We start from the raw sequence: 21,935 nt of genomic DNA on the forward strand, positions 1-21,935 counted from the left end.
CAACATTCAACACTGGATGTTGACTGTCACACCGCCATCGCGAGCAGGCTCGCCCCCACAGGGGATCTTCGTTGCGTGGTGCTTACAACTTGATCCAGGTCGCCTTCAGCTCGGTGTATTTGTCGAACGCGTGCAGCGACTTGTCGCGGCCATTGCCCGATTGCTTGAAGCCGCCAAACGGTGCGGTCATGTCGCCGCCGTCGTATTGGTTGACCCACACGCTACCGGCACGCAGCGCACGAGCGGTCAGGTGCGCCTTGGAAATGTCCTTGGTCCACACCGCAGCAGCCAGGCCGTAAGGTGTGTCGTTGGCAATCGCGATGGCTTCTTCGGCGGTGTCGAACGCGATCACCGACAATACCGGGCCAAAGATTTCTTCCTGAGCGATTTTCATCGCATTGTTTACGCCGTCGAAAATCGTCGGTTCAACGTAAGTGCCACCGCTTTCCTGAAGCGTGCGCTTGCCGCCAGCCACCAGTTTGGCGCCGTCGGCGTGGCCGGATTCGATGTAGGACAGCACGGTATTCATCTGCTGGGTGTCCACCAGCGCGCCGACGTTGGTCGCCGGGTCCAGTGGGTTGCCCGGCTTCCAGGTTTTCAGTGCTTCGATCACCAGCGGCAGGAAGGTGTCCTTGATCGAGCGTTCGACCAGCAGACGCGAACCAGCAGTGCAGACTTCGCCCTGGTTGAAGGCAATGGCACCGGCCGCCGCTTCAGCTGCGGCTTGCAGGTCCGGGGCATCGGCAAACACGATGTTCGGGCTCTTGCCGCCCGCTTCGAGCCAGACGCGCTTCATGTTCGATTCGCCGGAGTAGATCAGCAATTGCTTGGCGATCTTGGTCGAACCGGTGAACACCAGCGTATCCACGTCATTGTGCAGGGCCAAGGCCTTGCCGACGGTGTGACCGTAACCCGGCAAAACGTTAAGCACGCCCTTCGGAATGCCGGCTTCGACGGCCAGCGCAGCAATGCGAATGGCGGTCAGCGGGGATTTTTCCGATGGCTTGAGGATCACCGAATTACCGGTGGACAGCGCCGGCCCGAGTTTCCAGCAGGCCATCATCAACGGGAAGTTCCACGGCACGATGGCGCCAACCACGCCGACCGGTTCGCGAGTCACCAGACCCAGCTGATCGTGCGGGGTGGCGGCGACTTCGTCGTAGATCTTGTCGATGGCTTCACCGCTCCAGCTCAGGGCTTGTGCCGCGCCGGGAACGTCGATGTACAGGGAATCGCTGATTGGCTTGCCCATGTCCAGGGTTTCAAGCAGCGCCAGCTCTTCGGCGTGCTGTTTGAGCAGGCCGGCGAAACGGATCATGGTGGCTTTGCGCTTGGTCGGTGCCAGGCGCGACCAGACGCCGGAATTGAAGGTGGCGCGGGCATTTTCAACGGCGCGCTGGGCGTCGGCGGCGTCACAGCTGGCAATCTTGCCCAGCAGACGGCCATCGACCGGGCTGATGCACTCGAAGGTCTCGCTGGAGACGGCATCGGTGTATTCGCCATTGATGTAGGCACGGCCTTCGATCTTCAGATCGCGAGCCCGTTGTTCCCAATCGGCACGAGTCAGGGTGGTCATACGAGTGTCCTCCTCTTGTTGAATACGAGCGCCCAACGATCGTCGCGGACGCTGTCAGGAATTCTGCCCAGCCAGCCTGATTTTTCGGCCCAAGGCAACCGCCACCCTAAACCAGCGACAGGTGAAGTTTCAATATATTTGACATAAGGCCGGCAAACGGCCTTGCGATGTTCATTTTAATAAACATAGACTTTGGGCTTTCCAACCAACCGCGCCGCAATCACGGGGGATAACAACAATGAGCATCCAGGACATCGTCGACTTCAGCCAGGCCACCACCCAACCCGATCGCTATCGGCCGGACCCTGCAAAAGTCCTCAAGGGCGACCCCGAGCAAGCGGTCTACAACCACTACAACAGCCCTTGCGGCCAGTTGAATGCGGGCGTGTGGGAAGGCGCTGTTGGCCAGTGGCATGTGAACTTCACCGAGCATGAGTACTGCGAAATCATTCAGGGCGTTTCAGTGCTGCGCGACAACGACGGCAACAGCAAGACCGTGCGTGCGGGTGATCGCTTCGTGATCCCGGCCGGGTTCAGGGGCACCTGGGAAGTGCTGGAGCCGTGCCGCAAGATTTATGTGGCGTTTGAACAGAAGGCCTGAGGATTTGTATTAGCCGGGCCGGCCTCTTCGCAGGCAAGCCATAACCTGCAGGCAACAAAAAAGGCCCGTATCTCGCGATACGGGCCTTTTTTGTAAGAGGGAAAAATCAATTACTTGATTTTGCCTTCTTTGTACATCACGTGCTTGCGAACGCGCGGATCGAACATGCGCTTTTCGAGCTTGTCCGGAGTAGTACGCTTGTTCTTGTCGGTAGTGTAGAAGTGACCAGTACCGGCGCTAGAAATCATTCGAATCAATTCACGCATGATTAGCTCCCTTAGATCTTGCCAGCTTTGCGGATTTCGGCCAGCACGACAGTGATGCCACGCTTGTCGATAATACGCATGCCTTTGGCAGATACGCGCAGACGCACGAAACGTTTCTCTTCTTCAACCCAGAAGCGGTGATGCTGCAGGTTCGGCAGGAAACGACGACGGGTTTTGTTGTTTGCGTGGGAAATGTTATTCCCAGTCACCGGACCCTTACCGGTAACTTGACATACTCTCGACATGCCTCAGCCCTCTAAAACCACATGCCCAACCCGGCATGGGTTGGCCGCTTAATCTCTCAGTCATTTGGCGCCAGGCGCCGCGTTTCTTTAGAGGTCTTACCGGCTACACCTACAGTGAAGGAACCGGGCCCCTAGAAAAGAGCGCTGCTTTATACCAGAAAGACTAGAGAGCAACAACATTCCGTGTGCGCGGACTTTATAAATTCCCCATTTTTCGGGCGCCGAGCGCCTTGGATAAAGGCTGTGGCCGATTAAGACCGCTCGTCGCAGAGAATCGGTCAACCGACCGATTTCGGGTTTTCCTCGGCCCGCATCACCGAAAACAAGCGCACATACTCTCCTTAAAATGAAAAAGGGGATAGTCATTTGCAAAAGAGCCCACTAGGGTAAGCCTTTTCCAGACTGCACTTGCAGATGGGCCTTCGATCTGTAAAGGAATCCGACCATGCGCCTCGCTGCCCTACCGCTGTTGTTCGCCCCGCTCCTGCTGAGCCCGCTGGCCCATGCCGCCGCCCTGAGCGTCTGCACCGAGGCGAGTCCGGAAGGGTTCGACGTGGTGCAATACAACTCGCTGACCACCACCAACGCGTCCGCCGATGTGCTGATGAACCGTCTGGTGGACTTCGACACCGCCAGCGGTAAAGTGGTCGCCAGCCTCGCGGACAGCTGGGAAGTCAGCCCCGACGGCCTGACCTACGTGTTCAAGTTGCACCCACAGGTGAAATTCCACCGCACCGAGTACTTCAGCCCGACACGCGAGCTGACCGCCGAAGACGTCAAATTCAGCTTCGACCGCATGCTCGACCCGGCGCACCCTTGGCACAAGGTCGCCCAGAGCGGCTTCCCGCACGCCCAATCGATGCAGTTGCCGGCGCTGATCAAGAAGATCGATGCACTGGACCCGCTGACCGTACGCTTCACCCTTGATCACCCGGACTCAACCTTCCTCGCGACCCTGAGTATGGGCTTCGCCTCGATCTATTCCGCGGAATACGCCGACAAACTGCTGAAGGCCGGCACGCCCGAGAAGCTCAACAGCCAGCCGATCGGCAGCGGCCCATTCGTGTTCACCCGCTTCCAAAAAGATGCCTCGATTCGCTACAAGGCCAACCCGGACTACTTCCGTGGCAAGCCTTCGGTGGACCCGCTGATCTTCGCCATCACCCCGGACGCCAATGTGCGTTTGCAGAAATTGCGTCGCAACGAGTGCCAGATCGCCCTGTCGCCCAAGCCTCTGGACGTACAGGCCGCGCTGAAAGAACCGACCCTAAAAGTGGAAAAGACTGACGCCTTCATGACTGCGTTCGTCGGCATCAACAGCCAACATCCGCCGCTGGACAAACCTGAAGTGCGCCAGGCGATCAACCTCGCCTTCGACAAGGCCAACTATGTCAAAGCCGTGTTCGAAGACACTGCCGAGCCTGCCAACGGCCCGTACCCGCCGAACACCTGGAGCTACGCCAAAGGCCTGCCCGGTTATCCGCATGACGTCGAGAAGGCCAAGACATTGATGGCCAAGGCCGGACTCAAGGACGGCTTCCAGACCACCATCTGGACCCGACCTTCCGGCAGTCTGCTGAACCCGAACCCGAGCCTGAGCGCTCAAATGCTGCAATCGGACCTTGCGGAAATCGGCATCCAGGCCGAAATCCGCGTGATCGAATGGGGCGAGCTGATTCGCCGCGCCAAAGCCGGCGAGCACGACCTGCTGTTCATGGGTTGGGCTGGCGACAACGGTGACCCGGACAACTTCCTCACGCCGCAGTTTTCCTGCGCCGCGGTCAAATCCGGTACTAACTTCGCACGCTACTGCAACCAGGACCTGGACAAGCTGATCAGCGCCGGCAAAACCACCGGCGAGCAAGGTGTGCGTACCAAGCTTTACGAACAGGCCCAGGCGCAGATCCAGCAGCAGGCGCTTTGGCTGCCGTTGGCCCACCCGACGGCGTTCGCGTTGACGCGCAAGAACGTCGAGGGTTACTCGGTCAGCCCGTTTGGTCGCCAGGATTACTCCAAGGTCAACCTCAAGTAACGCTCGGAAACGCTGCGCGAATGCTTCTCTGTGGCGAGGGGGCTTGCTCCCGCCGGGCTGCGCAGCGGCCCTGAAGATCCTGTGAGCGCTGCGCACTCAAGCGGGAGCAAGCTCCCTCGCCACAGAAGCCCGACCCCAAGCCCTACATCCACCCATACTCGGCCATTGAAAGCGGCTCGCCGTCACCAATGATGAAATGGTCAAGCACCCGCACATCAATCAATTCCAGCGCCTCTTGCAAGCGCTTGGTCAGCATTCGATCAGCCTGACTGGGATCGGAATTGCCCGACGGATGGTTGTGGCAAAGGATCAATGCGGCGGCGTTATGAGCCAATGCGCGCTTGACCACCTGTCGCGGGTACACGCTGGTGTTGTCGATGGAGCCGCGAAACAGCACCTCAAACGCCAGCACCCGGTGTTTTGAATCCAGGAACAGGCTACCGAAGACCTCATGCGGCTCGTGGCGCAGCATCGACTTGAGGTAGTCGCGCACCGCCAGGGGGCTTTCCATCACTGAATCACGTCGTAACCGCTCTGCCAGATGCCGGCGGGCCATTTCCAGCACCGCCTGCAACTGCGCAAACTTTGCCGGCCCAAGGCCGAGCTCACCACTGAAGGTCCGAAGGTCGGCTTCGAGCAAAGTGCGCAGGCTGCCAAATTGCTGCAACAGGTGTCGCGCCAAATCCACCGCGCTTTTGCCGGACACACCGGTCCGTAAAAAAATCGCCAGCAGCTCTGCGTCCGAGAGACTCGCCGATCCCTGCTCCAGTAACTTCTCCCGCGGCCGCTCCGCCGCCGGCCAATCACGAATACTCATAGCACCTTCCCTGTCTGTGGGCGCCGCTGTTCCATAGCGGTCGCTGTGATATCGTAGCCCATCTTTTTTGCTGGCGATTTCATCCCTGGGGAGGGGGTCTCGCCATGCTGTCATCAACGAAATAAAAGGCAGACCTATGCAGCGGCTGTATCGGAAACGCATCGTTCTGGGCGTCGGCGGCGGTATTGCTGCCTACAAGAGCGCCGACCTGGTTCGCCGCCTGATCGACCAGGGTGCCGAAGTGCGCGTGGTCATGACCCGTGGCGGCAGCGAGTTCATCACTCCGCTGACCATGCAGGCCTTGTCCGGGCACCCGGTTCATCTCGACTTGCTGGACCCCGCGGCAGAAGCTGCCATGGGCCACATCGAGCTGGCCAAGTGGGCCGATATGGTGCTGATCGCCCCTGCTACGGCGGACCTGATTGCCCGTCTGGCCCAAGGCATTGCTGACGATCTGCTGACCACGCTGGTGCTGGCCACCGATGCGGTGGTCGCCATCGCCCCGGCGATGAACCAGGCCATGTGGCGCGACCCGGCAACCCAGGCCAACCTGCAAACCCTCGAAAGCCGCGACATCAAAGCCTTCGGGCCGGCCTCCGGTAGCCAGGCGTGCGGCGACGTCGGCCTGGGGCGCATGCTCGAAGCCGTCGAGCTCGCCCAGTGCGCGGCGGACTGCTTCAAGCGCCAGGCATTGACCGGCAAACACGTGCTGATCACCGCCGGCCCGACTCAGGAAAACATCGACCCGGTGCGCTACATCACCAACCACAGCTCCGGAAAAATGGGCTTTGCCCTGGCCGAAGCCGCGGTGGAAGCCGGCGCCCGCGTCACGCTGATCACCGGCCCGGTGCACCTGCCGACTCCGGATCGTGTCACCCGCATCGACGTGGTCAGCGCTCGCGACATGCTCGCCGCCTGCGAAGCCGCGATCCCTTGCGACCTGTTTATCGCCTCGGCAGCGGTCGCGGACTACCGTCCTGAAGTCGTCGCCCCACAGAAACTCAAGAAAGACCCTACGAACGGCGACGGCTTGTTGCTACAGATGGTGCGCAACCCGGACATCCTGGCCACCATCGCCACCCGCCCCGACCGTCCGTTCAGTGTCGGCTTCGCTGCCGAAACCGAACACCTGCTCGATTACGCTGCCCGCAAGCTGAAAGACAAGAACCTCGATTTGATCGTCGCCAACGACGTCGCCAACCCGAGCATTGGCTTCAACAGCGAAGAAAACGCCTGCAGCGTGATCGATCGAGAACTGCACGCCACACTTTTCGCCCAGACCAGCAAAAGCAAAATTGCTCGCCAGCTGATCACTTTTATCGCCGAACGTCTGAACCAGGTTTAATTTACATGCACGCTTTGCAAGCCAAGATCCTCGACCCCCGCATCGGTACCGAATTCCCGCTGCCGCAGTACGCCACACCTGGCTCCGCCGGCCTCGACCTGCGCGCCATGCTGGAAAAAGACACCGTCATCAAGCCGGGCGAAACCCTGCTGATCCCGACCGGCCTGTCCGTCTACATTGGCGATCCGGGTTTGGCCGCGCTGATTTTGCCGCGCTCCGGCCTGGGCCATAAACATGGCATCGTGCTGGGCAATCTGGTCGGTTTGATCGACTCCGATTACCAGGGCCCGCTGATGGTTTCGTGCTGGAACCGTGGCCAGACCGACTTCAACATGGTGGTCGGTGAGCGCCTGGCTCAATTGGTTCTGGTGCCGGTGGTTCAAGCGCACTTCGAGATGGTCGAAGAGTTTGTTGAAACCGAGCGTGGTGCCGGTGGTTTCGGGCATTCCGGCAGCCATTGATCCGATAAAGCATCCTGTGGCGAGGGAGCTTGCTCCCGCTGGGCTGCGAAGCGGCCCCAAGATTTTGTGAGTGCCGCGCACCCAAGCGCAAGCAAGCCTCCTCGCCACAATTCGCACAACGTTCATCTGGAAGGTTTACCGCCCAAAATCAAGGCATTGACCGATCATTACCCCGCAAACGCAGGTGGCATGGCCTTTTCGCACCACGAACTCTCAGTGGAAAACGCCGTCATACCCTTCAGTTTGAGCCCGCCGACGAGATTTTCGCGGACAGGTCCAGTCACTTTCGAGATGGAGCATTCCCACAGATGAGCACCCCAGCCACAGTCGCACCCAAGTTCCCGGACAGCATCTTCCGCGCCTACGACATTCGCGGCACGGTCCCGGAATTCCTGAACGCTGAGACCGCTTACTGGCTCGGCCGCGCCATCGGTGCCCAGAGCCTGGCCCAGGGCGAACCGAACGTTTCCGTTGGCCGCGACGGCCGCCTGTCCGGCCCTGAACTGGTCGAACAACTGATCAAGGGCCTGGCCGACAGCGGTTGCCACGTCAGCGACGTGGGCCTGGTGCCAACCCCGGCGCTGTACTACGCCGCCAACGTACTGGCCGGCAAATCCGGCGTCATGCTGACCGGCAGCCACAACCCGTCGAACTACAACGGGTTCAAGATCGTGATCGCGGGCGACACCCTGGCCAACGAACAGATCCAGGCCCTGCACGACCGCCTCAAGACCAACAACTTGAGCAGCGGCAAGGGCAGCGTCACCCAGGTCGAGATCCTCGACCGCTACAACACCGAAATCGTCCAGGACATCAAACTGGCTCGTCGCCTGAAAGTCGTGGTCGACTGCGGCAACGGCGCGGCCGGCGTGATCGCTCCGCAATTGATCGAAGCGTTGAACTGCGAAGTCATCCCGCTGTTCTGCGAGGTCGACGGTAACTTCCCGAACCACCATCCGGACCCGGGCAAGCCTGAAAACCTCGTTGACCTGATCGCCAAGGTCAAGGAAACCAACGCCGATATCGGCCTGGCCTTCGACGGCGATGGCGACCGCGTCGGTGTGGTGACCAACACCGGCAGTATCGTTTACCCGGACCGTCTGCTGATGCTGTTCGCCCGCGACGTACTGGCGCGCAACGCGGACGCGGAGATCATCTTCGACGTCAAATGCACCCGCCGCCTGACACCGCTGATCAAGGAATACGGCGGCCGTCCGCTCATGTGGAAGACCGGTCACTCGTTGATCAAAAAGAAAATGAAACAAACCGGCGCCCTGTTGGCCGGCGAGATGAGCGGGCATATCTTCTTCAAGGAGCGCTGGTTCGGTTTTGACGACGGCATTTACAGCGCCGCGCGTCTGCTGGAGATCCTCAGCAAGGAAAAATCCACCGCGGAAGAGCTGTTTGCGACCTTCCCGAACGATATTTCTACGCCGGAAATCAATATCCATGTGACCGAAGAGAGCAAATTCAGCATCATTGATGCATTGCACGACGCGAAGTGGGGCGAAGGCGCCGACCTGACCACCATTGACGGCGTGCGAGTCGACTACGCCAAAGGCTGGGGCCTGGTGCGCGCGTCCAACACCACACCGGTGCTGGTGCTGCGCTTCGAGGCCGATGACGAGGCTGAATTGCAGCGCATCAAGGACGTGTTCAAAGTCCAGCTGAAGCGTGTTGCACCTGATCTCCAATTACCGTTTTGATCTTCTGAAGCACCCGGAGCCCTGAATGACCCTCGAACGCGAAGCCGCCGCCAACACCGCCAAGGTCCTGTCCGAAGCGTTGCCTTACATTCGCCGCTATGTCGGCAAGACGCTGGTGATCAAATACGGCGGCAACGCGATGGAAAGCGAGGAGCTGAAAACCGGCTTCGCCCGCGACATCGTGTTGATGAAAGCCGTCGGTATCAACCCGGTGGTGGTTCACGGCGGCGGCCCGCAAATCGGCGACCTGCTCAAGCGCCTGTCGATCGAGAGCCACTTCATCGATGGCATGCGCGTGACTGACGCGCAGACCATGGACGTGGTGGAAATGGTCCTCGGCGGCCAGGTCAACAAGGACATCGTCAACCTGATCAACCGTCATGGCGGCAGCGCCATCGGCCTGACCGGTAAAGACGCCGAGCTGATTCGTGCGAAGAAGCTCACCGTGACCCGCCAGACGCCGGAGATGACCCAGCCGGAAATCATCGACATCGGCCAGGTAGGCGAAGTGGTCGGGATCAACACCGACTTGCTGAACCTGCTGGTCAAAGGTGATTTCATCCCGGTCATCGCGCCAATCGGCGTCGGTGCCAACGGCGAGTCGTACAACATCAACGCTGACCTGGTCGCCGGCAAAGTCGCCGAAGCACTGAAGGCTGAAAAGCTGATGCTGCTGACCAACATCGCCGGCTTGATGGACAAGTCGGGCACGGTCCTCACCGGCCTGACCACCCAGCAAGTCGACGAGCTGATCGCCGACGGCACGATCTACGGCGGCATGCTGCCGAAGATCCGTTGCGCGCTGGAAGCGGTTCAGGGCGGCGTGGGCAGCTCACTGATCATCGATGGCCGGGTGCCGAATGCGATTCTGCTTGAGATCTTCACCGATACCGGTGTGGGTACGTTGATCAGCAATCGCAAGCGTCACTAAGCAACACAAACAAAAAGACCCCGCTCAGCTTGGCTGAGCGGGGTCTTTTTTTTCCTGCGCACTCCCTTGTAGGAGCGAGGCTTGCCCGCGAAAGCGATCTGACAGTCCCATCATTGCTGAATGTGACGACGCCTTCGCGGGCAAGCCTCGCTCCTACAGGTCAGCGTTAGACGCCGTACTGGGCGCGGTACGCTTCTACGGCTGGCAGGTGCTGCTTGAGCTGCGGATCATCCGCCAGGAACTCCAGCACCTGGTTCAGCGACACAATGCTGATCACCGGAATGCCGAAATCACGCTCCACTTCCTGGATCGCCGACAACTCGCCGTTGCCACGCTCCTGACGGTTCAGGGCGATGAGCACGCCCTTGGCCTTGGCGCCGTCCTGGGAAGCGATGATTTGCATCACTTCACGGATCGCGGTGCCGGCGGTGATCACGTCGTCGATGATCAGCACGTCACCGGTCAACGGGGCGCCAACGAGACTGCCGCCTTCACCGTGGGCCTTGGCCTCTTTGCGGTTGAAGCACCACGGCAAATCACGGCCATGATGTTCGGCCAGCGCCACCGCAGTGGTCGCCGCCAGCGGGATGCCTTTGTACGCCGGGCCAAACAATACATCGAACGAAATACCGCTCTCGACGATGGCTGCCGCGTAGAAACGACCCAGCTGCGCAAGAGCCGAACCGGTATTGAACAGGCCGGCATTGAAGAAGTAAGGACTGGTGCGCCCGGACTTCAGGGTGAACTCGCCGAAGCGCAAAACGCCGCGATCGATGGCAAAACGAATGAAATCGCGCTGATACGCTTGCATGAAAAAAACCCCAAATACCACGGATTTAGCTAATTAGGTTGACGCCGTGTATCATACACGCACGCGATTTTTGGGGCCATTTATGCGGATCATCAGTGTGAACGTCAATGGTATTCAGGCTGCAGTGGAGCGAGGGTTGCTCAGTTGGCTGCAAGCACAGAATGCCGACGTCATCTGCCTGCAGGACACCCGCGCCTCCGCCTTTGAACTGGACGATCCAGCCTTCCAACTGGATGGCTACTTCCTTTATGCCTGCGAAGCCGAAGTTCCCGCCCAGGGTGGCGTGGCTTTGTATTCGCGGTTGCAACCGAAGGCAGTCATCAGCGGTCTCGGTTTCGAGACAGCCGACCGCTACGGGCGCTACCTGCAAGCCGATTTCGACAAGGTCAGCATCGCGACCTTGCTGCTCCCTTCGGGGCAGAACGGCGATGAAGACTTGAACCAGAAGTTCAAGCTAATGGACGATTTCGCCCGTTATCTGGATAAACAGCGACGCAAACGTCGCGAGTACATTTATTGTGGCTCGCTGTACGTGGCGCAACAGAAGCTGGATATCAAGAACTGGCGCGACAGCCAGCAATCCCCAGGCTTCCTGGCACCTGAACGTGCCTGGATGGACGAGATTGTCGGCAACATGGGCTATGTTGATGCCCTGCGTGAAGTCAGCCGTGAAGGCGACCAGTACAGCTGGTGGCCGGACAACGAACAGGCGGAAATGCTCAACCTCGGTTGGCGTTTCGACTACCAGTTGCTGACCCCTGGCCTGCGCCGCTTTGTTCGCAGCGCACGCCTGCCACGCCAGCCACGGTTCTCGCAACACGCACCACTGATCGTGGACTACGACTGGACGCTGACCATTTAAGCGTCTTTCGCAGACACAAAAAAGCCGACATCGCCGTCGGCTTTTTTGTGCGCGCCTCATTCCTGTAGGAGCGAGGCTTGCCCGCGAAGAACGATAACGCGTTGTTCCTGACAGACCGAGGCGCCTCAATTCGCGGGCAATCCTCGCTCCTACGGGACAGCGGTGGCTACTTGATCAACCGCCAGGTGAACGGATACCGATACGGCACCCCTTCATTGGCTTTCACACCACCGATGATCGTCAGTACCAACGCACCAATCGCCACCAGACCGAACAGGAAGAACCCGATGATCACCACCATCAGCAGGAAGCAGATGGCAGAGGCAATGGCGACGGTGATCTGAAAGTTCAGCGCCTCCTTGCCCTGGGCATCGACAAACGGGTCCATCTCGCGCTTCATCTGCCAGAGGATCAGCGGGCCGATCAGCGTACCGAACGGAATCCAGATTCCCAGCAACGCGGACAAGTGACAAAACATTGCCCACTGCCGAGCCTCTTTGCTCGGGATGGGAAGTAGCTGCTGCTCGTCACTCATGGTGTCCTCCTTGCGTGGAACATCCGATCAGTCGGCCAGTGCGGCCTTTTGCAGTTCGAAGATCTCGGTCATGCCTTTCTTCGCCAGTTCAAGCATAGCGTTCAGCTCTTCCGGCTGGAACGGCGCGCCTTCGGCAGTGCCCTGGACTTCGATGAAGCCGCCAGTGCTGGTCATCACCACGTTCAGGTCAGTCTCGGCAGTCGAGTCTTCCAGGTAGTCGAGGTCAAGCACAGGCTCGCCCTGGTACATACCCACCGAAACGGCCGCGATCATTTGCTTGAGCGGGTCACCGCCTTTCAGGCCGCCGCGCTTCTTGATCACTTTCAAGGCATCGACCAGCGCAACCATGGCGCCGGTGATGGATGCGGTGCGGGTGCCACCGTCGGCCTGGATCACGTCGCAGTCGACGTACAGGGTGACGTCGCCCAGCTTGGACATGTCCAGCGAAGCACGCAGGGAGCGACCGATCAGACGCTGGATTTCCAGGGTGCGACCGCCTTGCTTGCCACGGCTCGCTTCACGCTGGTTACGCTCGCCAGTGGCGCGCGGCAGCATGCCGTATTCCGCGGTCAACCAGCCTTGGCCCTGGCCCTTGAGGAAACGCGGTACGCCGTTCTCGACGCTGACCGTGCAGATGACTTTGGTATCACCGAATTCGACCAGTACAGATCCCTCGGCGTGTTTGGTGTAGTTGCGGGTAATGCGGATCGAGCGGAGCTGATCGGCAGCGCGACCACTTGGACGTTTCATAGGGAATACCTGTACGGAGGACGGAAAACTGCCGAGCATTATAGAGCCGCGCGCCAAGACTGGGCACTTCTAAAAAATCCGTCCGACGATTGAAGGCGCTGACTAGAGCTTAGAACAGCGCTTTACCGACGGCCTGCAGCCCTTTGTCACACCGTGTGTTTGGGCGCATCCGCCCCACTGCGCTACAATCCTGCGCCTTTGCTGCCTGTCGGCTTTAATTCACAGATATCGGGTCTCGCGAAACCTTTGGTAACGCAAACCTGAATTGCGAGGTACCTCCATGGTGCACAGCATGACCGCCTTCGCCCGCGTTGAAAAAGCCGGCGCCCAAGGCACCCTGAGCTGGGAATTGCGCTCGGTCAACAGCCGCTACCTGGAACCCCATTTGCGCCTGCCGGAGTCGTTTCGCGACCTCGAAGGTGCGGTCCGCGAAGCGCTGCGCCAGGGGATATCCCGGGGCAAGCTCGAATGCACTCTGCGCTTCACCGAAGAAAACACCGACAAACCCCTGCAAGTGGACCGCGAGCGCGCCGCGCAATTGGTCGCTGCCGCCGAGACCATCGCCGGGCTGATCAAGAATCCCGCCGCATTGAATCCGCTGGAAGTCCTGGCCTGGCCTGGCGTTCTGGTGGGCGACGCCGCTGACCCGCAAGCCTTGAATGCCGAAGCACTGGCGCTGTTCAATGAAGGTCTGAAAGAACTCAAGGCCGGCCGCGAGCGCGAAGGCGCGGAGCTGGCCCGGTTGATCAACGATCGCCTCACCTCCATCGAAGAAGATGTGGTGACCCTGCGCGAACTGGTCCCGCAGATGCTCGCCACCCAACGCCAGAAAGTCCTCGACCGCTTTGCCGACATGAAAGCCGAGATGGACCCGCAGCGACTCGAGCAGGAAATGGTCATGCTCGCGCAAAAGAGCGACGTCGCCGAAGAACTGGATCGCTTGAGCACTCACATCATTGAAGTTCGCCGGGTACTCAAATCCGGCGGCGCTGCCGGTCGGCGCCTGGACTTCCTGATGCAGGAGCTCAACCGCGAAGCCAACACACTGGGCTCCAAAGCCTTCGACCCGCGCAGCACCCAAGCGGCGGTCAACCTCAAAGTGTTGATCGAGCAGATGCGCGAACAAGTGCAGAATATTGAGTAAGGCAACCCCGACATGACCCACAGCACCGGCACCCTGTACATCATTTCCGCCCCTTCGGGCGCGGGCAAGAGCAGCCTGGTCAAGGCCCTGACCGACGCTGACCAGGAGATCCGCGTCTCGGTCTCCCACACCACCCGCGCCATGCGCCCCGGTGAAGTGAACGGCGTGAACTATCACTTCGTCGAACGCGGCGAGTTCGTGAAGATGATCGAGCACGGGGATTTCCTCGAGCGCGCCGAAGTGTTCGGCAACCTCTATGGCACCTCGCAAAGCCACCTGCAGCAGACCCTGGACGAAGGCCACGACCTGATTCTGGAAATCGACTGGCAAGGTGCCGAGCAAGTGCGCAAATTGATGCCTCAGGCCCGCTCTATCTTCATTCTGCCGCCGTCCCTGCAAGCCCTGCATCAGCGTCTGAACAATCGCGGCCAGGACAGTGACGAGGTCATTGAAGGCCGGATGCGCGAAGCCGTCAGCGAAATGAGCCACTACGTCGACTACGACTACCTGATCATCAATGACGATTTCGCCCATGCGCTGAAGGATTTGCAGGCGATTTTCCGTGCCAATCAGCTGCATCAGAAGCGTCAGCAGCAGCGCAACGGAAAACTTTTGGCTGAATTGCTCGGCTAAACAGCCCTTCCCAAAACCGCTGCAAGGGCTTTACATTGGCACTTGCAGCGCGTTGAAGGGCTTGGTCAAAAAATCAGCGCTTCCCTAATCGCTGGTGATTTTTTAAACTGTTCAGTCCGCTCGCCCACCCGGGCAGCGCGCATATTGCATTCGCTCCGAGGAATACCATGGCCCGCGTAACCGTTGAAGACTGCCTGAACCACGTGGAAAACCGTTTTGAACTGGTCATGCTGTCCACCAAGCGTGCCCGTCAACTGGCCACCGGCGGCAAAGAGCCACTGGTCCAGTGGGAAAACGACAAGCCTACCGTTGTAGCCTTGCGTGAAATCGCCGAAGGCCTGATGAGCTACGAGTTCATCGCCAATGCTGAAATCGTCGAAGACGAACCGCTGTTCGCAGCGTTCGAGGACGAGTCCAACGAGGCAGTCTAAGCCTATGCCTGGTCGACGTAGCACGGCGCGGGGTCACAGCGAACGGCAGGAGTCATCATGCCGAGCATAGACGCCCTCGCCGATCGCTTATCGACCTACCTCGGCAAGGACCAGGTCAACCTGGTCCGCCGAGCGTACTTCTACGCCGAGCAAGCCCACGACGGCCAACGCCGCCGCAGCGGTGAGGCGTACGTCACGCATCCTCTTGCGGTGGCGAACATTCTTGCCGACATGCACATGGACCATCAGAGCCTGATGGCGGCGATGCTGCATGACGTGATCGAAGACACCGGTATTGCCAAGGAAGCGCTGCAAGCGCAGTTCGGCGAAACCGTGGCCGAACTGGTAGACGGGGTCAGCAAACTGACCCAGATGAACTTCGAGACCAAGGCCGAAGCACAAGCCGAAAACTTCCAGAAAATGGCCATGGCCATGGCGCGCGACATTCGCGTGATCCTGGTCAAGCTCGCCGACCGCCTGCACAACATGCGCACGCTGGAAGTCCTGTCCGGTGAAAAGCGTCGGCGGATCGCCAAGGAAACCCTGGAAATCTATGCGCCCATCGCCAACCGGCTGGGCATGCACGCCATCCGCATAGAATTCGAAGACCTCGGCTTCAAGGCCATGCACCCGATGCGTTCCGCACGGATCAACCAGGCCGTCAAACGCGCTCGGGGCAACCGCAAGGAAATCGTCAACAAGATCGAAGAGTCCCTCAGCCACTGCCTGGCCATCGATGGCATCCAGGGCGAGGTCAGCGGTCGTCAGAAACACCTCTACGGCATCTACAAGAAAATGCGCGGCAAGCGTCGGGCCTTCAACGAGATCATGGACGTCTATGCGTTCCGGATCATCGTCGACAAGGTCGACACCTGCTACCGCGTGCTAGGTGCTGTGCATAATTTGTACAAACCGTTGCCGGGACGCTTCAAGGATTACATCGCGATTCCCAAGGCTAACGGCTACCAGTCGCTGCACACCACGCTGTTCGGCATGCACGGTGTTCCGATCGAGATCCAGATCCGCACCCGTGAAATGGAAGAGATGGCCAACAACGGCATCGCCGCCCATTGGCTGTACAAATCCAGCGGCGACGAGCAGCCAAAAGGCACTCACGCCCGCGCCCGCCAGTGGGTCAAAGGCGTGCTGGAAATGCAGCAACGGGCCGGCAACTCGCTGGAATTCATCGAAAGCGTGAAGATCGACCTGTTCCCGGACGAGGTCTACGTGTTCACGCCCAAAGGCCGGATCATGGAGCTGCCCAAAGGCTCCACGGCGGTCGACTTCGCTTACGCGGTGCACACCGACGTGGGCAACAGCTGCATTGCCTGCCGGATCAATCGTCGTCTTGCGCCGCTGTCCGAACCGCTGCAAAGCGGCTCCACGGTCGAGATCGTCAGTGCTCCCGGTGCCCGGCCGAACCCGGCGTGGCTCAACTTCGTGGTCACGGGCAAGGCACGGACCCACATCCGCCATGCGCTGAAACTGCAACGCCGTTCCGAGTCCATCAGCCTGGGCGAGCGCCTGCTGAACAAAGTGCTCAATGGTTTCGACAGCTCGCTGGAAAAAGTACCGGCCGACCGCGTCAAGGCGATGCTCGCCGAATACCGTCTCGAACTGATCGAAGACTTGCTGGAAGACATCGGCCTGGGCAATCGAATGGCCTATGTAGTCGCCCGCCGCCTGCTTGGCGAAGGCGAACAGCTGCCAAGTCCGGAAGGCCCGCTGGCGATTCGCGGCACCGAAGGCCTGGTGCTGAGCTACGCCAAGTGCTGCACGCCGATCCCGGGCGACCCGATTGTTGGTCACTTGTCCGCCGGCAAAGGCATGGTCGTGCACCTGGACAACTGCCGCAACATCAGCGAAATCCGTCACAACCCGGAAAAATGCATCCAGCTCTCTTGGGCCAAGGATGTCACCGGCGAATTCAACGTCGAGCTGCGCGTCGAACTGGAACATCAGCGCGGCCTGATCGCACTGCTGGCCAGCAGCGTCAACGCGGCCGACGGCAATATCGAGAAAATCAGCATGGATGAACGCGATGGTCGCATCAGCGTGGTCCAACTGGTGGTCAGCGTGCACGACCGCGTGCACCTGGCCCGTGTGATCAAGAAACTGCGTGCGTTGACCGGGGTGATCCGCATCACCCGCATGCGCGCCTAAGCCCACTATTACAAGGAGTCATTCATGACCAAGACTGTTATCACCAGCGACAAGGCCCCGGCTGCCATCGGTACTTACTCCCAGGCGATCAAGGCTGGCAACACCGTCTACATGTCGGGCCAGATTCCTCTGGACCCAAAAACCATGGAACTGGTTGAAGGCTTCGAAGCCCAGACCGTCCAGGTGTTCGAGAACCTCAAAGCCGTGGCCGAAGCCGCTGGCGGTTCGTTCAAGGACATCGTCAAACTGAACATCTTCCTCACCGACCTGAGCCACTTCGCCAAGGTCAACGAGATCATGGGCAAGTACTTTGACCAGCCATACCCTGCCCGCGCCGCCATCGGCGTAGCCGCCCTGCCAAAGGGTTCGCAGGTTGAAATGGATGCCATTCTGGTCATCGAGTAATACATCCGGCGCAGCCTTTTCAAGGTTGCGTCGACTTCGTTTCTGAAAGGATTCCACCATGCGCCATGCGCTAGCTCTCTCGCTGGTCGCCCTACTCTTGGGCGGTTGTGCCAGCAACCCTGCCGACCGTGACATCAGCGGCACCTGGATCAATCAGGTGGCGATCGACGCTGCGTCCAAAGGTGGCCCCCTGCGTGAAGCGCTCCAGGCTTATGGCCCGAACCTGGAATGGGACGTCAACACCAAGGCCGCTCAGGCCCGCTACACCAACGGTTTTGAGAACGTCGACGGCAAGCTGCTGGGCGAAGAGTCCGGCGCCTGGAAAGTCGACTTTTATGGCAGCTCCGCCAGCGAGCTGAAGCGTGACGGCAAGCAACTGAGCCAGGCCGCCAGCGAAAACGAGCCGGAGCAGGTCTTTGACCGCGCGTTGATTCCGGTCCCGGATGGCGCACCGATTGGCGCGAGCTTCGAACGCGCGCTGTACACCGCCTACATGGGCGGCAGCTGGAAAATCGTCAACGGTCCGGGCGAAGGCAATACCGTGCAATTCCAGGCCGATGGCCAGGTTGCCGGACTGCCGGGTGCCGATCGATATGCCCTTTGCCTGGCGGGCGATTGCGCGTCGATGAGCGGCGGCAATGACAACATGTGGCTGCAAGTGAACGGCCAGGGCAATACCTGGATCTTTGCGCGCAAGGGCAAGGAACTGGAGATTCTGCAGGCAGTGAACACGGCTCAGGCGGATGAAATGCCTCAGTTCACGCCGGGTGATCGCAAGTGGTTGCTGGAAAAGCAGTAACCCGGCCCCTGAAGGCCAACACAAATCCAGTGTAGGAGCGAGGCTTGCCCGCGAAGGCGATGTAACAGCCAACATAAATGTTGGAAGTTATGACGCCGTCGCGGGTAAGCCTCGCTCCTACAGGTATTTTGGGCGCATGAAAGTCAGCAACGGCCTTCAAGAATAGCGGCGTAGCCCTCGCGATACGTTGGGTACTTTGGCGCCCAGCCCAAGGCCTTCGCCCGGGCATTGCTGCATTGCTTGCTACCCGTGCGCCGTACGCTCGCGTCGTCAGCCCACTCGGTCACGCCCAGATACTCACGCAACCAGCCCACCACTTCGGCCAGCGGCGCTGGCGCGTCGTCGACACCGATGTAGACGTCATCCAACGCCACCCCGCGTCGATCCGCTTCAAGCAGAAACGCCATCAAGCCCGCCGCGTCATCGGCGTGGATGCGGTTGCCATACAGCGGCGGGTCAACCGCCACGCGATAGCCACGACGCACTTGAGTCAGCAGCCATTCGCGGCCCGGGCCGTAGATACCAGTCAAGCGCACGATGCTTGCCGGGATGCCGCTCTGGAGTGCCACTTTCTCGGCCTCCAGCATCAATCGACCCGAGTAGCCTGATGCAAGGGTCGGCGAAGTCTCGTCGACCCACTCGCCCTCCTGCTGCCCATACACACTGCTGCTGGAAACAAACAGCAGGCGATTCGGTACCTGCCCGTAGTCGTCGAGCCACTCCAGCACATGCTCCAACCCCTCGACATACGCGGCGCGATAACCGGCTTCATCGTGATTGGTCGCGGCCGCACAATAAACGAGGTAATCCACGGCACCGATGGGCCACGTCTCAGGACAGTCCTTATCGAACAAGTCGCCGGCAACGCCAATGACTCCCTCGGGCAGGCGCGAGACGTCCCGCCTCAGGCCATGAACCTCCCACCCGGAAGCCATCAATTGCGTGGCCAAACGACCGCCGACATCACCACAGCCGGCGATCAAAACAGAAGGCGCAGACATCAGAAAACTCCCATCAGAAAGGCAAAGACTAGCGCCGACAATGGACGAGCGGCTAGCAATGAAGGAAAAAAAGATACTCTATTACTTTTGTTAACAAGAATTACTTGCAATAATGCACGCCACTTTTGTTCTCGGCCTTACGAGGCCTGGAAGAGCATTTACCGTTTTTCTATTTCAGGTCCGGCCAGCATGACACGCAATCAATTCCCCGCTTCGCCAACCAAACGACCTCGCGCCTGGAGCGCAGTGGCCGCCCTGCTGCTCAGCCTGATGCTGGCACCGACCGCCGCTTTCGCTGACGTACAAGCTCCGGCCACTCCGGCCGCCGCCGCTGCTCCAGCCCCGGCTGATCATGCCGCCCCCGCCGTTGCACCCGCCGCAACCGACCCGGCTCAGGCAGTAGATGCCGAAGACGTGACTGAAGTTCTCGAAGCCGACAACACTCTGGGCATGGCCCACGACCTGTCGCCTTGGGGCATGTACCAGAACGCCGACATTATCGTAAAAATCGTGATGATCGGTCTGGCTATCGCCTCGATCATCACCTGGACCATCTGGATCGCCAAGGGCTTCGAGCTGATGGGCGCCAAGCGGCGTCTGCGCACTGAAATCGTCCACCTGAAAAAAGCCACCACCCTTAAAGAAGCCAGCGCCACCGCCACGAAGCAAGGCACCCTCGCCAACCTGCTGGTGCATGACGCCTTGGAAGAGATGCGATTGTCTGTCAACAGCCGCGAGAAAGAAGGCATCAAGGAACGTGTTGCCTTCCGTCTCGAGCGTCTGGTTGCAGCCTGCGGTCGCAACATGAGCAGCGGCACCGGCGTGCTCGCCACCATCGGTTCCACCGCGCCATTCGTGGGCCTGTTCGGCACCGTGTGGGGCATCATGAACAGCTTCATCGGCATCGCCAAAACCCAGACCACCAACCTCGCCGTCGTCGCCCCCGGCATCGCCGAAGCCCTGCTGGCCACCGCGCTGGGTCTGGTTGCGGCGATTCCTGCTGTTGTGATCTACAACGTCTTCGCCCGCTCCATCGCTGGCTACAAGGCGCAAGTGTCCGATGCCTCGGCTGAAGTCCTGCTGCTGGTCAGCCGCGACCTCGATCACCTGCCGACCGCCGAGCGCTCCACGCAACCCCACATGGTCAAAGTAGGGTAATCAGCCATGGGCTTGCATTTGAAAGAAGGCGCAGACGACGATCTGGCCGAGAACCATGAAATCAACGTCACGCCGTTCATCGACGTGATGCTGGTGCTGTTGATCATCTTCATGGTGGCCGCTCCGTTGGCCACCGTGGACATCAAGGTCGACCTGCCCGCCTCCAGCGCCAAACCGGCGCCGCGGCCAGAGAAGCCGGTGTTCCTCAGCGTCAAGGCTGACCAGCGCCTGTTCCTCGGTGAAGACGAAGTGAAGGCCGAAGCACTTGGCGCCACCCTCGACGCCAGGACCCAGGGCAAGAAAGACACGACGATCTTCTTCCAGGCCGATAAAGGCGTGGATTACGGCGACCTGATGAGCGTGATGGACAACCTGCGCTCCGCCGGTTACCTGAAGGTAGGTCTGGTCGGGCTCGAGACGGCAGTCAAGAAATGATCACGACGCGCCATAAGCTGACGCGTTACAGCGCGAGCCTGGCCGTGGTGCTGGGCGTCCATGCACTGGCTATTGCGCTGGCGCTGAACTGGACGTCGCGCCCACCCATCGAGCTGCCTCCGCAGGCGATGATGGTCGAGTTGGCGCCGGTTCCGGCCCCACCACCTCCGGCACCGCCGAAGGTGATAACGCCGCCACAGCCACCGGCCCCGGTGGAAGAACTGCCGATCCCGAAACTGGCTGAAGTGCCGAAGGCCGAGATCGTTGTGCCGAAGCCGGTCAAACCCAAGCCGAAGCCGCAACCACCCAAGCCTGTGGAGAAAAAGCCGGAGCCGCCGAAGGAGAAACCGTCCGAGGAGAAGCCTAGCGACGCGCAACCGACCCAGGCACCGACGGAGAAATCCGCGCAACCAGCACCGGGCCCATCGCCTGCACAACAGGCTGCCAAGGCCAGCTGGGAAGGCACTTTGCTCGCGCACTTGGGCAAGTACAAAAAGTACCCGGTGAGTGCACAGAATCGGGGCAAGCAAGGCACCAACCGTCTGCGCTTCATCGTTGATGGCGAAGGTAATGTGTTGTCGTACGAACTGGTGAGCCGTTCAGGCACCGCCGATCTGGACCGCGCTACCCTGGAAATGATCCGCCTCGCCCAACCGCTGCCCAAGCCACCGGCGGACATGCTGACCAATGGCACCATCGAAATCACGGCGCCATTCCTCTACTCACTGGAAAAACGCCGCCGCTAAACGCAACACAAAACCATTGCAGGAGTGAGCCTGCTCGCGATCAGGCCACCACATTCGACCTTTTCGGTGAATGTAATACCGC

The 21,935-nt window shown here is 60.0% G+C and carries 23 protein-coding genes and 1 pseudogene; 16 read left to right on the top strand and 8 right to left on the bottom strand.

Going from position 1 to position 21,935, the window contains the following annotated elements:
- Window positions 1-82: 82 nt before the first annotated feature.
- On the bottom strand, window positions 83-1,576 hold the full coding sequence (locus JIO00_RS28835; RefSeq protein ID WP_077748583.1) for an aldehyde dehydrogenase: 1,494 nt from the start codon (window positions 1,574-1,576) through the stop codon (window positions 83-85).
- A gap of 238 nt (window positions 1,577-1,814) precedes the next feature.
- Here JIO00_RS28835 and JIO00_RS28840 point away from each other — a divergent pair, with 238 nt between their 5' ends.
- The gene (locus tag JIO00_RS28840) at window positions 1,815-2,177 is read left to right on the top strand and encodes a cupin domain-containing protein (protein ID WP_010465187.1); all 363 of its coding nucleotides are present in this window, start codon (window positions 1,815-1,817) and stop codon (window positions 2,175-2,177) included.
- A gap of 110 nt (window positions 2,178-2,287) precedes the next feature.
- Here JIO00_RS28840 and rpmG read toward each other — a convergent pair whose 3' ends face one another.
- Both rpmG and rpmB read right to left on the bottom strand, forming a co-directional pair.
- The gene (gene rpmG, locus JIO00_RS28845) at window positions 2,288-2,443 is read right to left on the bottom strand and encodes a 50S ribosomal protein L33 (RefSeq protein WP_008150173.1); all 156 of its coding nucleotides are present in this window, start codon (window positions 2,441-2,443) and stop codon (window positions 2,288-2,290) included.
- 11 nt (window positions 2,444-2,454) lie between these two features.
- The gene (rpmB, locus tag JIO00_RS28850) at window positions 2,455-2,688 is read right to left on the bottom strand and encodes a 50S ribosomal protein L28 (RefSeq protein ID WP_007894701.1); all 234 of its coding nucleotides are present in this window, start codon (window positions 2,686-2,688) and stop codon (window positions 2,455-2,457) included.
- Window positions 2,689-3,133: 445 nt separating this feature from the next.
- Between rpmB and JIO00_RS28855 the strand changes: the two genes are divergently transcribed.
- Window positions 3,134-4,720, top strand: a complete 1,587-nt coding sequence (locus JIO00_RS28855) for an ABC transporter substrate-binding protein (RefSeq protein ID WP_077748582.1) — start codon at window positions 3,134-3,136, stop codon at window positions 4,718-4,720.
- 142 nt (window positions 4,721-4,862) lie between these two features.
- On the opposite strand, the gene radC is transcribed toward JIO00_RS28855, so the two are convergent.
- Window positions 4,863-5,537 (bottom strand): RadC family protein, encoded by a 675-nt coding sequence (gene radC, locus JIO00_RS28860; protein ID WP_154502227.1) that lies wholly within the window; start codon window positions 5,535-5,537, stop codon window positions 4,863-4,865.
- A 136-nt stretch (window positions 5,538-5,673) separates the two neighbouring features.
- On the opposite strand from radC, the gene coaBC reads away from it, so the two are divergent.
- The 4 genes and pseudogenes from coaBC (at window position 5,674) to argB (ending at window position 9,980) form a co-directional block, all read left to right on the top strand.
- Window positions 5,674-6,882: a bifunctional phosphopantothenoylcysteine decarboxylase/phosphopantothenate--cysteine ligase CoaBC gene (gene coaBC, locus JIO00_RS28865; protein ID WP_010465198.1), complete on the top strand. Its 1,209-nt coding sequence runs from the start codon at window positions 5,674-5,676 to the stop codon at window positions 6,880-6,882.
- A gap of 5 nt (window positions 6,883-6,887) precedes the next feature.
- The gene (gene dut, locus JIO00_RS28870; protein WP_010465200.1) at window positions 6,888-7,343 is read left to right on the top strand and encodes a dUTP diphosphatase; all 456 of its coding nucleotides are present in this window, start codon (window positions 6,888-6,890) and stop codon (window positions 7,341-7,343) included.
- 302 nt (window positions 7,344-7,645) lie between these two features.
- Window positions 7,646-9,049 (top strand): annotated as a pseudogene (locus tag JIO00_RS28875) (phosphomannomutase/phosphoglucomutase); the annotation flags it as partial.
- 25 nt (window positions 9,050-9,074) lie between these two features.
- Window positions 9,075-9,980 carry an acetylglutamate kinase gene (gene argB, locus JIO00_RS28880; RefSeq protein WP_010465204.1) on the top strand — a complete coding sequence of 302 codons (906 nt, stop codon included), beginning with the start codon at window positions 9,075-9,077 and terminating at the stop codon, window positions 9,978-9,980.
- A gap of 166 nt (window positions 9,981-10,146) precedes the next feature.
- On the opposite strand, the gene pyrE is transcribed toward argB, so the two are convergent.
- Window positions 10,147-10,791 (bottom strand): orotate phosphoribosyltransferase, encoded by a 645-nt coding sequence (gene pyrE / locus JIO00_RS28885; RefSeq protein WP_010465206.1) that lies wholly within the window; start codon window positions 10,789-10,791, stop codon window positions 10,147-10,149.
- 82 nt (window positions 10,792-10,873) lie between these two features.
- Between pyrE and JIO00_RS28890 the strand changes: the two genes are divergently transcribed.
- Complete coding sequence (locus JIO00_RS28890) at window positions 10,874-11,653, top strand: exodeoxyribonuclease III (RefSeq protein ID WP_007934608.1); 780 nt, start codon at window positions 10,874-10,876, stop codon at window positions 11,651-11,653.
- 166 nt (window positions 11,654-11,819) lie between these two features.
- Here the strand turns inward: JIO00_RS28890 and JIO00_RS28895 are convergent, their stop codons facing one another.
- Together JIO00_RS28895 and rph are read right to left on the bottom strand one after the other, a co-directional pair.
- Window positions 11,820-12,188 (bottom strand): DUF4870 domain-containing protein, encoded by a 369-nt coding sequence (locus JIO00_RS28895; protein WP_010465209.1) that lies wholly within the window; start codon window positions 12,186-12,188, stop codon window positions 11,820-11,822.
- A gap of 27 nt (window positions 12,189-12,215) precedes the next feature.
- Window positions 12,216-12,938 (bottom strand): ribonuclease PH, encoded by a 723-nt coding sequence (rph, locus tag JIO00_RS28900; protein WP_200667292.1) that lies wholly within the window; start codon window positions 12,936-12,938, stop codon window positions 12,216-12,218.
- Window positions 12,939-13,218: 280 nt separating this feature from the next.
- On the opposite strand from rph, the gene JIO00_RS28905 reads away from it, so the two are divergent.
- The 6 genes from JIO00_RS28905 (at window position 13,219) to JIO00_RS28930 (ending at window position 18,513) form a co-directional block, all read left to right on the top strand.
- The gene (locus JIO00_RS28905) at window positions 13,219-14,082 is read left to right on the top strand and encodes a YicC/YloC family endoribonuclease (RefSeq protein ID WP_077748577.1); all 864 of its coding nucleotides are present in this window, start codon (window positions 13,219-13,221) and stop codon (window positions 14,080-14,082) included.
- 12 nt (window positions 14,083-14,094) lie between these two features.
- The gene (gene gmk / locus JIO00_RS28910) at window positions 14,095-14,715 is read left to right on the top strand and encodes a guanylate kinase (RefSeq protein ID WP_010465215.1); all 621 of its coding nucleotides are present in this window, start codon (window positions 14,095-14,097) and stop codon (window positions 14,713-14,715) included.
- Window positions 14,716-14,882: 167 nt separating this feature from the next.
- Entirely contained in the window at window positions 14,883-15,146 is a 264-nt protein-coding gene (gene rpoZ / locus JIO00_RS28915; protein ID WP_007894670.1) for a DNA-directed RNA polymerase subunit omega, read from the top strand.
- Window positions 15,147-15,203: 57 nt separating this feature from the next.
- On the top strand, window positions 15,204-17,309 hold the full coding sequence (gene spoT, locus JIO00_RS28920; protein ID WP_010465218.1) for a bifunctional GTP diphosphokinase/guanosine-3',5'-bis pyrophosphate 3'-pyrophosphohydrolase: 2,106 nt from the start codon (window positions 15,204-15,206) through the stop codon (window positions 17,307-17,309).
- A 24-nt stretch (window positions 17,310-17,333) separates the two neighbouring features.
- Window positions 17,334-17,714, top strand: coding sequence for a RidA family protein (locus tag JIO00_RS28925; RefSeq protein WP_003229509.1), 381 nt, complete (start codon window positions 17,334-17,336; stop codon window positions 17,712-17,714).
- Between the two features lie 58 nt (window positions 17,715-17,772).
- Window positions 17,773-18,513, top strand: coding sequence for a hypothetical protein (locus JIO00_RS28930; RefSeq protein WP_010465226.1), 741 nt, complete (start codon window positions 17,773-17,775; stop codon window positions 18,511-18,513).
- A gap of 143 nt (window positions 18,514-18,656) precedes the next feature.
- Here the strand turns inward: JIO00_RS28930 and JIO00_RS28935 are convergent, their stop codons facing one another.
- A complete protein-coding gene (locus tag JIO00_RS28935) occupies window positions 18,657-19,514 on the bottom strand; it encodes an SDR family oxidoreductase (protein WP_154502232.1) in 858 nt (285 codons plus the stop codon).
- Window positions 19,515-19,703: 189 nt separating this feature from the next.
- Between JIO00_RS28935 and exbB the strand changes: the two genes are divergently transcribed.
- The 3 genes from exbB to JIO00_RS28950 are packed head-to-tail and all read left to right on the top strand — an operon-like array spanning window position 19,704 to window position 21,853.
- A complete protein-coding gene (exbB, locus tag JIO00_RS28940; protein WP_200667293.1) occupies window positions 19,704-20,672 on the top strand; it encodes a tonB-system energizer ExbB in 969 nt (322 codons plus the stop codon).
- A 6-nt stretch (window positions 20,673-20,678) separates the two neighbouring features.
- A complete protein-coding gene (gene exbD, locus JIO00_RS28945) occupies window positions 20,679-21,107 on the top strand; it encodes a TonB system transport protein ExbD (RefSeq protein ID WP_010465232.1) in 429 nt (142 codons plus the stop codon).
- Complete coding sequence (locus JIO00_RS28950; RefSeq protein ID WP_077748574.1) at window positions 21,104-21,853, top strand: energy transducer TonB family protein; 750 nt, start codon at window positions 21,104-21,106, stop codon at window positions 21,851-21,853. Before exbD ends, JIO00_RS28950 begins: the two co-directional genes overlap by 4 nt.
- Window positions 21,854-21,935: the final 82 nt, after the last annotated feature.

It is taken from the genome of Pseudomonas sp. SW-3 (assembly GCF_016615645.1).
In the GTDB taxonomy this organism is placed as follows: Bacteria; Pseudomonadota; Gammaproteobacteria; order Pseudomonadales; family Pseudomonadaceae; genus Aquipseudomonas; species Aquipseudomonas mandelii.

What these genes read in the sequence shown, in the direction of transcription:
- JIO00_RS28835 (WP_077748583.1), bottom strand. Translation starts at nt 1,576, where the DNA reads ATGACCACCCTGACTCGTGCCGATTGGGAACAACGGGCTCGCGATCTG.
- JIO00_RS28840 (WP_010465187.1), top strand. Translation starts at nt 1,815, where the DNA reads ATGAGCATCCAGGACATCGTCGACTTCAGCCAGGCCACCACCCAACCC.
- rpmG (WP_008150173.1), bottom strand. Translation starts at nt 2,443, where the DNA reads ATGCGTGAATTGATTCGAATGATTTCTAGCGCCGGTACTGGTCACTTC.
- rpmB (WP_007894701.1), bottom strand. Translation starts at nt 2,688, where the DNA reads ATGTCGAGAGTATGTCAAGTTACCGGTAAGGGTCCGGTGACTGGGAAT.
- JIO00_RS28855 (WP_077748582.1), top strand. Translation starts at nt 3,134, where the DNA reads ATGCGCCTCGCTGCCCTACCGCTGTTGTTCGCCCCGCTCCTGCTGAGC.
- radC (WP_154502227.1), bottom strand. Translation starts at nt 5,537, where the DNA reads ATGAGTATTCGTGATTGGCCGGCGGCGGAGCGGCCGCGGGAGAAGTTA.
- coaBC (WP_010465198.1), top strand. Translation starts at nt 5,674, where the DNA reads ATGCAGCGGCTGTATCGGAAACGCATCGTTCTGGGCGTCGGCGGCGGT.
- dut (WP_010465200.1), top strand. Translation starts at nt 6,888, where the DNA reads ATGCACGCTTTGCAAGCCAAGATCCTCGACCCCCGCATCGGTACCGAA.
- argB (WP_010465204.1), top strand. Translation starts at nt 9,075, where the DNA reads ATGACCCTCGAACGCGAAGCCGCCGCCAACACCGCCAAGGTCCTGTCC.
- pyrE (WP_010465206.1), bottom strand. Translation starts at nt 10,791, where the DNA reads ATGCAAGCGTATCAGCGCGATTTCATTCGTTTTGCCATCGATCGCGGC.
- JIO00_RS28890 (WP_007934608.1), top strand. Translation starts at nt 10,874, where the DNA reads ATGCGGATCATCAGTGTGAACGTCAATGGTATTCAGGCTGCAGTGGAG.
- JIO00_RS28895 (WP_010465209.1), bottom strand. Translation starts at nt 12,188, where the DNA reads ATGAGTGACGAGCAGCAGCTACTTCCCATCCCGAGCAAAGAGGCTCGG.
- rph (WP_200667292.1), bottom strand. Translation starts at nt 12,938, where the DNA reads ATGAAACGTCCAAGTGGTCGCGCTGCCGATCAGCTCCGCTCGATCCGC.
- JIO00_RS28905 (WP_077748577.1), top strand. Translation starts at nt 13,219, where the DNA reads ATGGTGCACAGCATGACCGCCTTCGCCCGCGTTGAAAAAGCCGGCGCC.
- gmk (WP_010465215.1), top strand. Translation starts at nt 14,095, where the DNA reads ATGACCCACAGCACCGGCACCCTGTACATCATTTCCGCCCCTTCGGGC.
- rpoZ (WP_007894670.1), top strand. Translation starts at nt 14,883, where the DNA reads ATGGCCCGCGTAACCGTTGAAGACTGCCTGAACCACGTGGAAAACCGT.
- spoT (WP_010465218.1), top strand. Translation starts at nt 15,204, where the DNA reads ATGCCGAGCATAGACGCCCTCGCCGATCGCTTATCGACCTACCTCGGC.
- JIO00_RS28925 (WP_003229509.1), top strand. Translation starts at nt 17,334, where the DNA reads ATGACCAAGACTGTTATCACCAGCGACAAGGCCCCGGCTGCCATCGGT.
- JIO00_RS28930 (WP_010465226.1), top strand. Translation starts at nt 17,773, where the DNA reads ATGCGCCATGCGCTAGCTCTCTCGCTGGTCGCCCTACTCTTGGGCGGT.
- JIO00_RS28935 (WP_154502232.1), bottom strand. Translation starts at nt 19,514, where the DNA reads ATGTCTGCGCCTTCTGTTTTGATCGCCGGCTGTGGTGATGTCGGCGGT.
- exbB (WP_200667293.1), top strand. Translation starts at nt 19,704, where the DNA reads ATGACACGCAATCAATTCCCCGCTTCGCCAACCAAACGACCTCGCGCC.
- exbD (WP_010465232.1), top strand. Translation starts at nt 20,679, where the DNA reads ATGGGCTTGCATTTGAAAGAAGGCGCAGACGACGATCTGGCCGAGAAC.
- JIO00_RS28950 (WP_077748574.1), top strand. Translation starts at nt 21,104, where the DNA reads ATGATCACGACGCGCCATAAGCTGACGCGTTACAGCGCGAGCCTGGCC.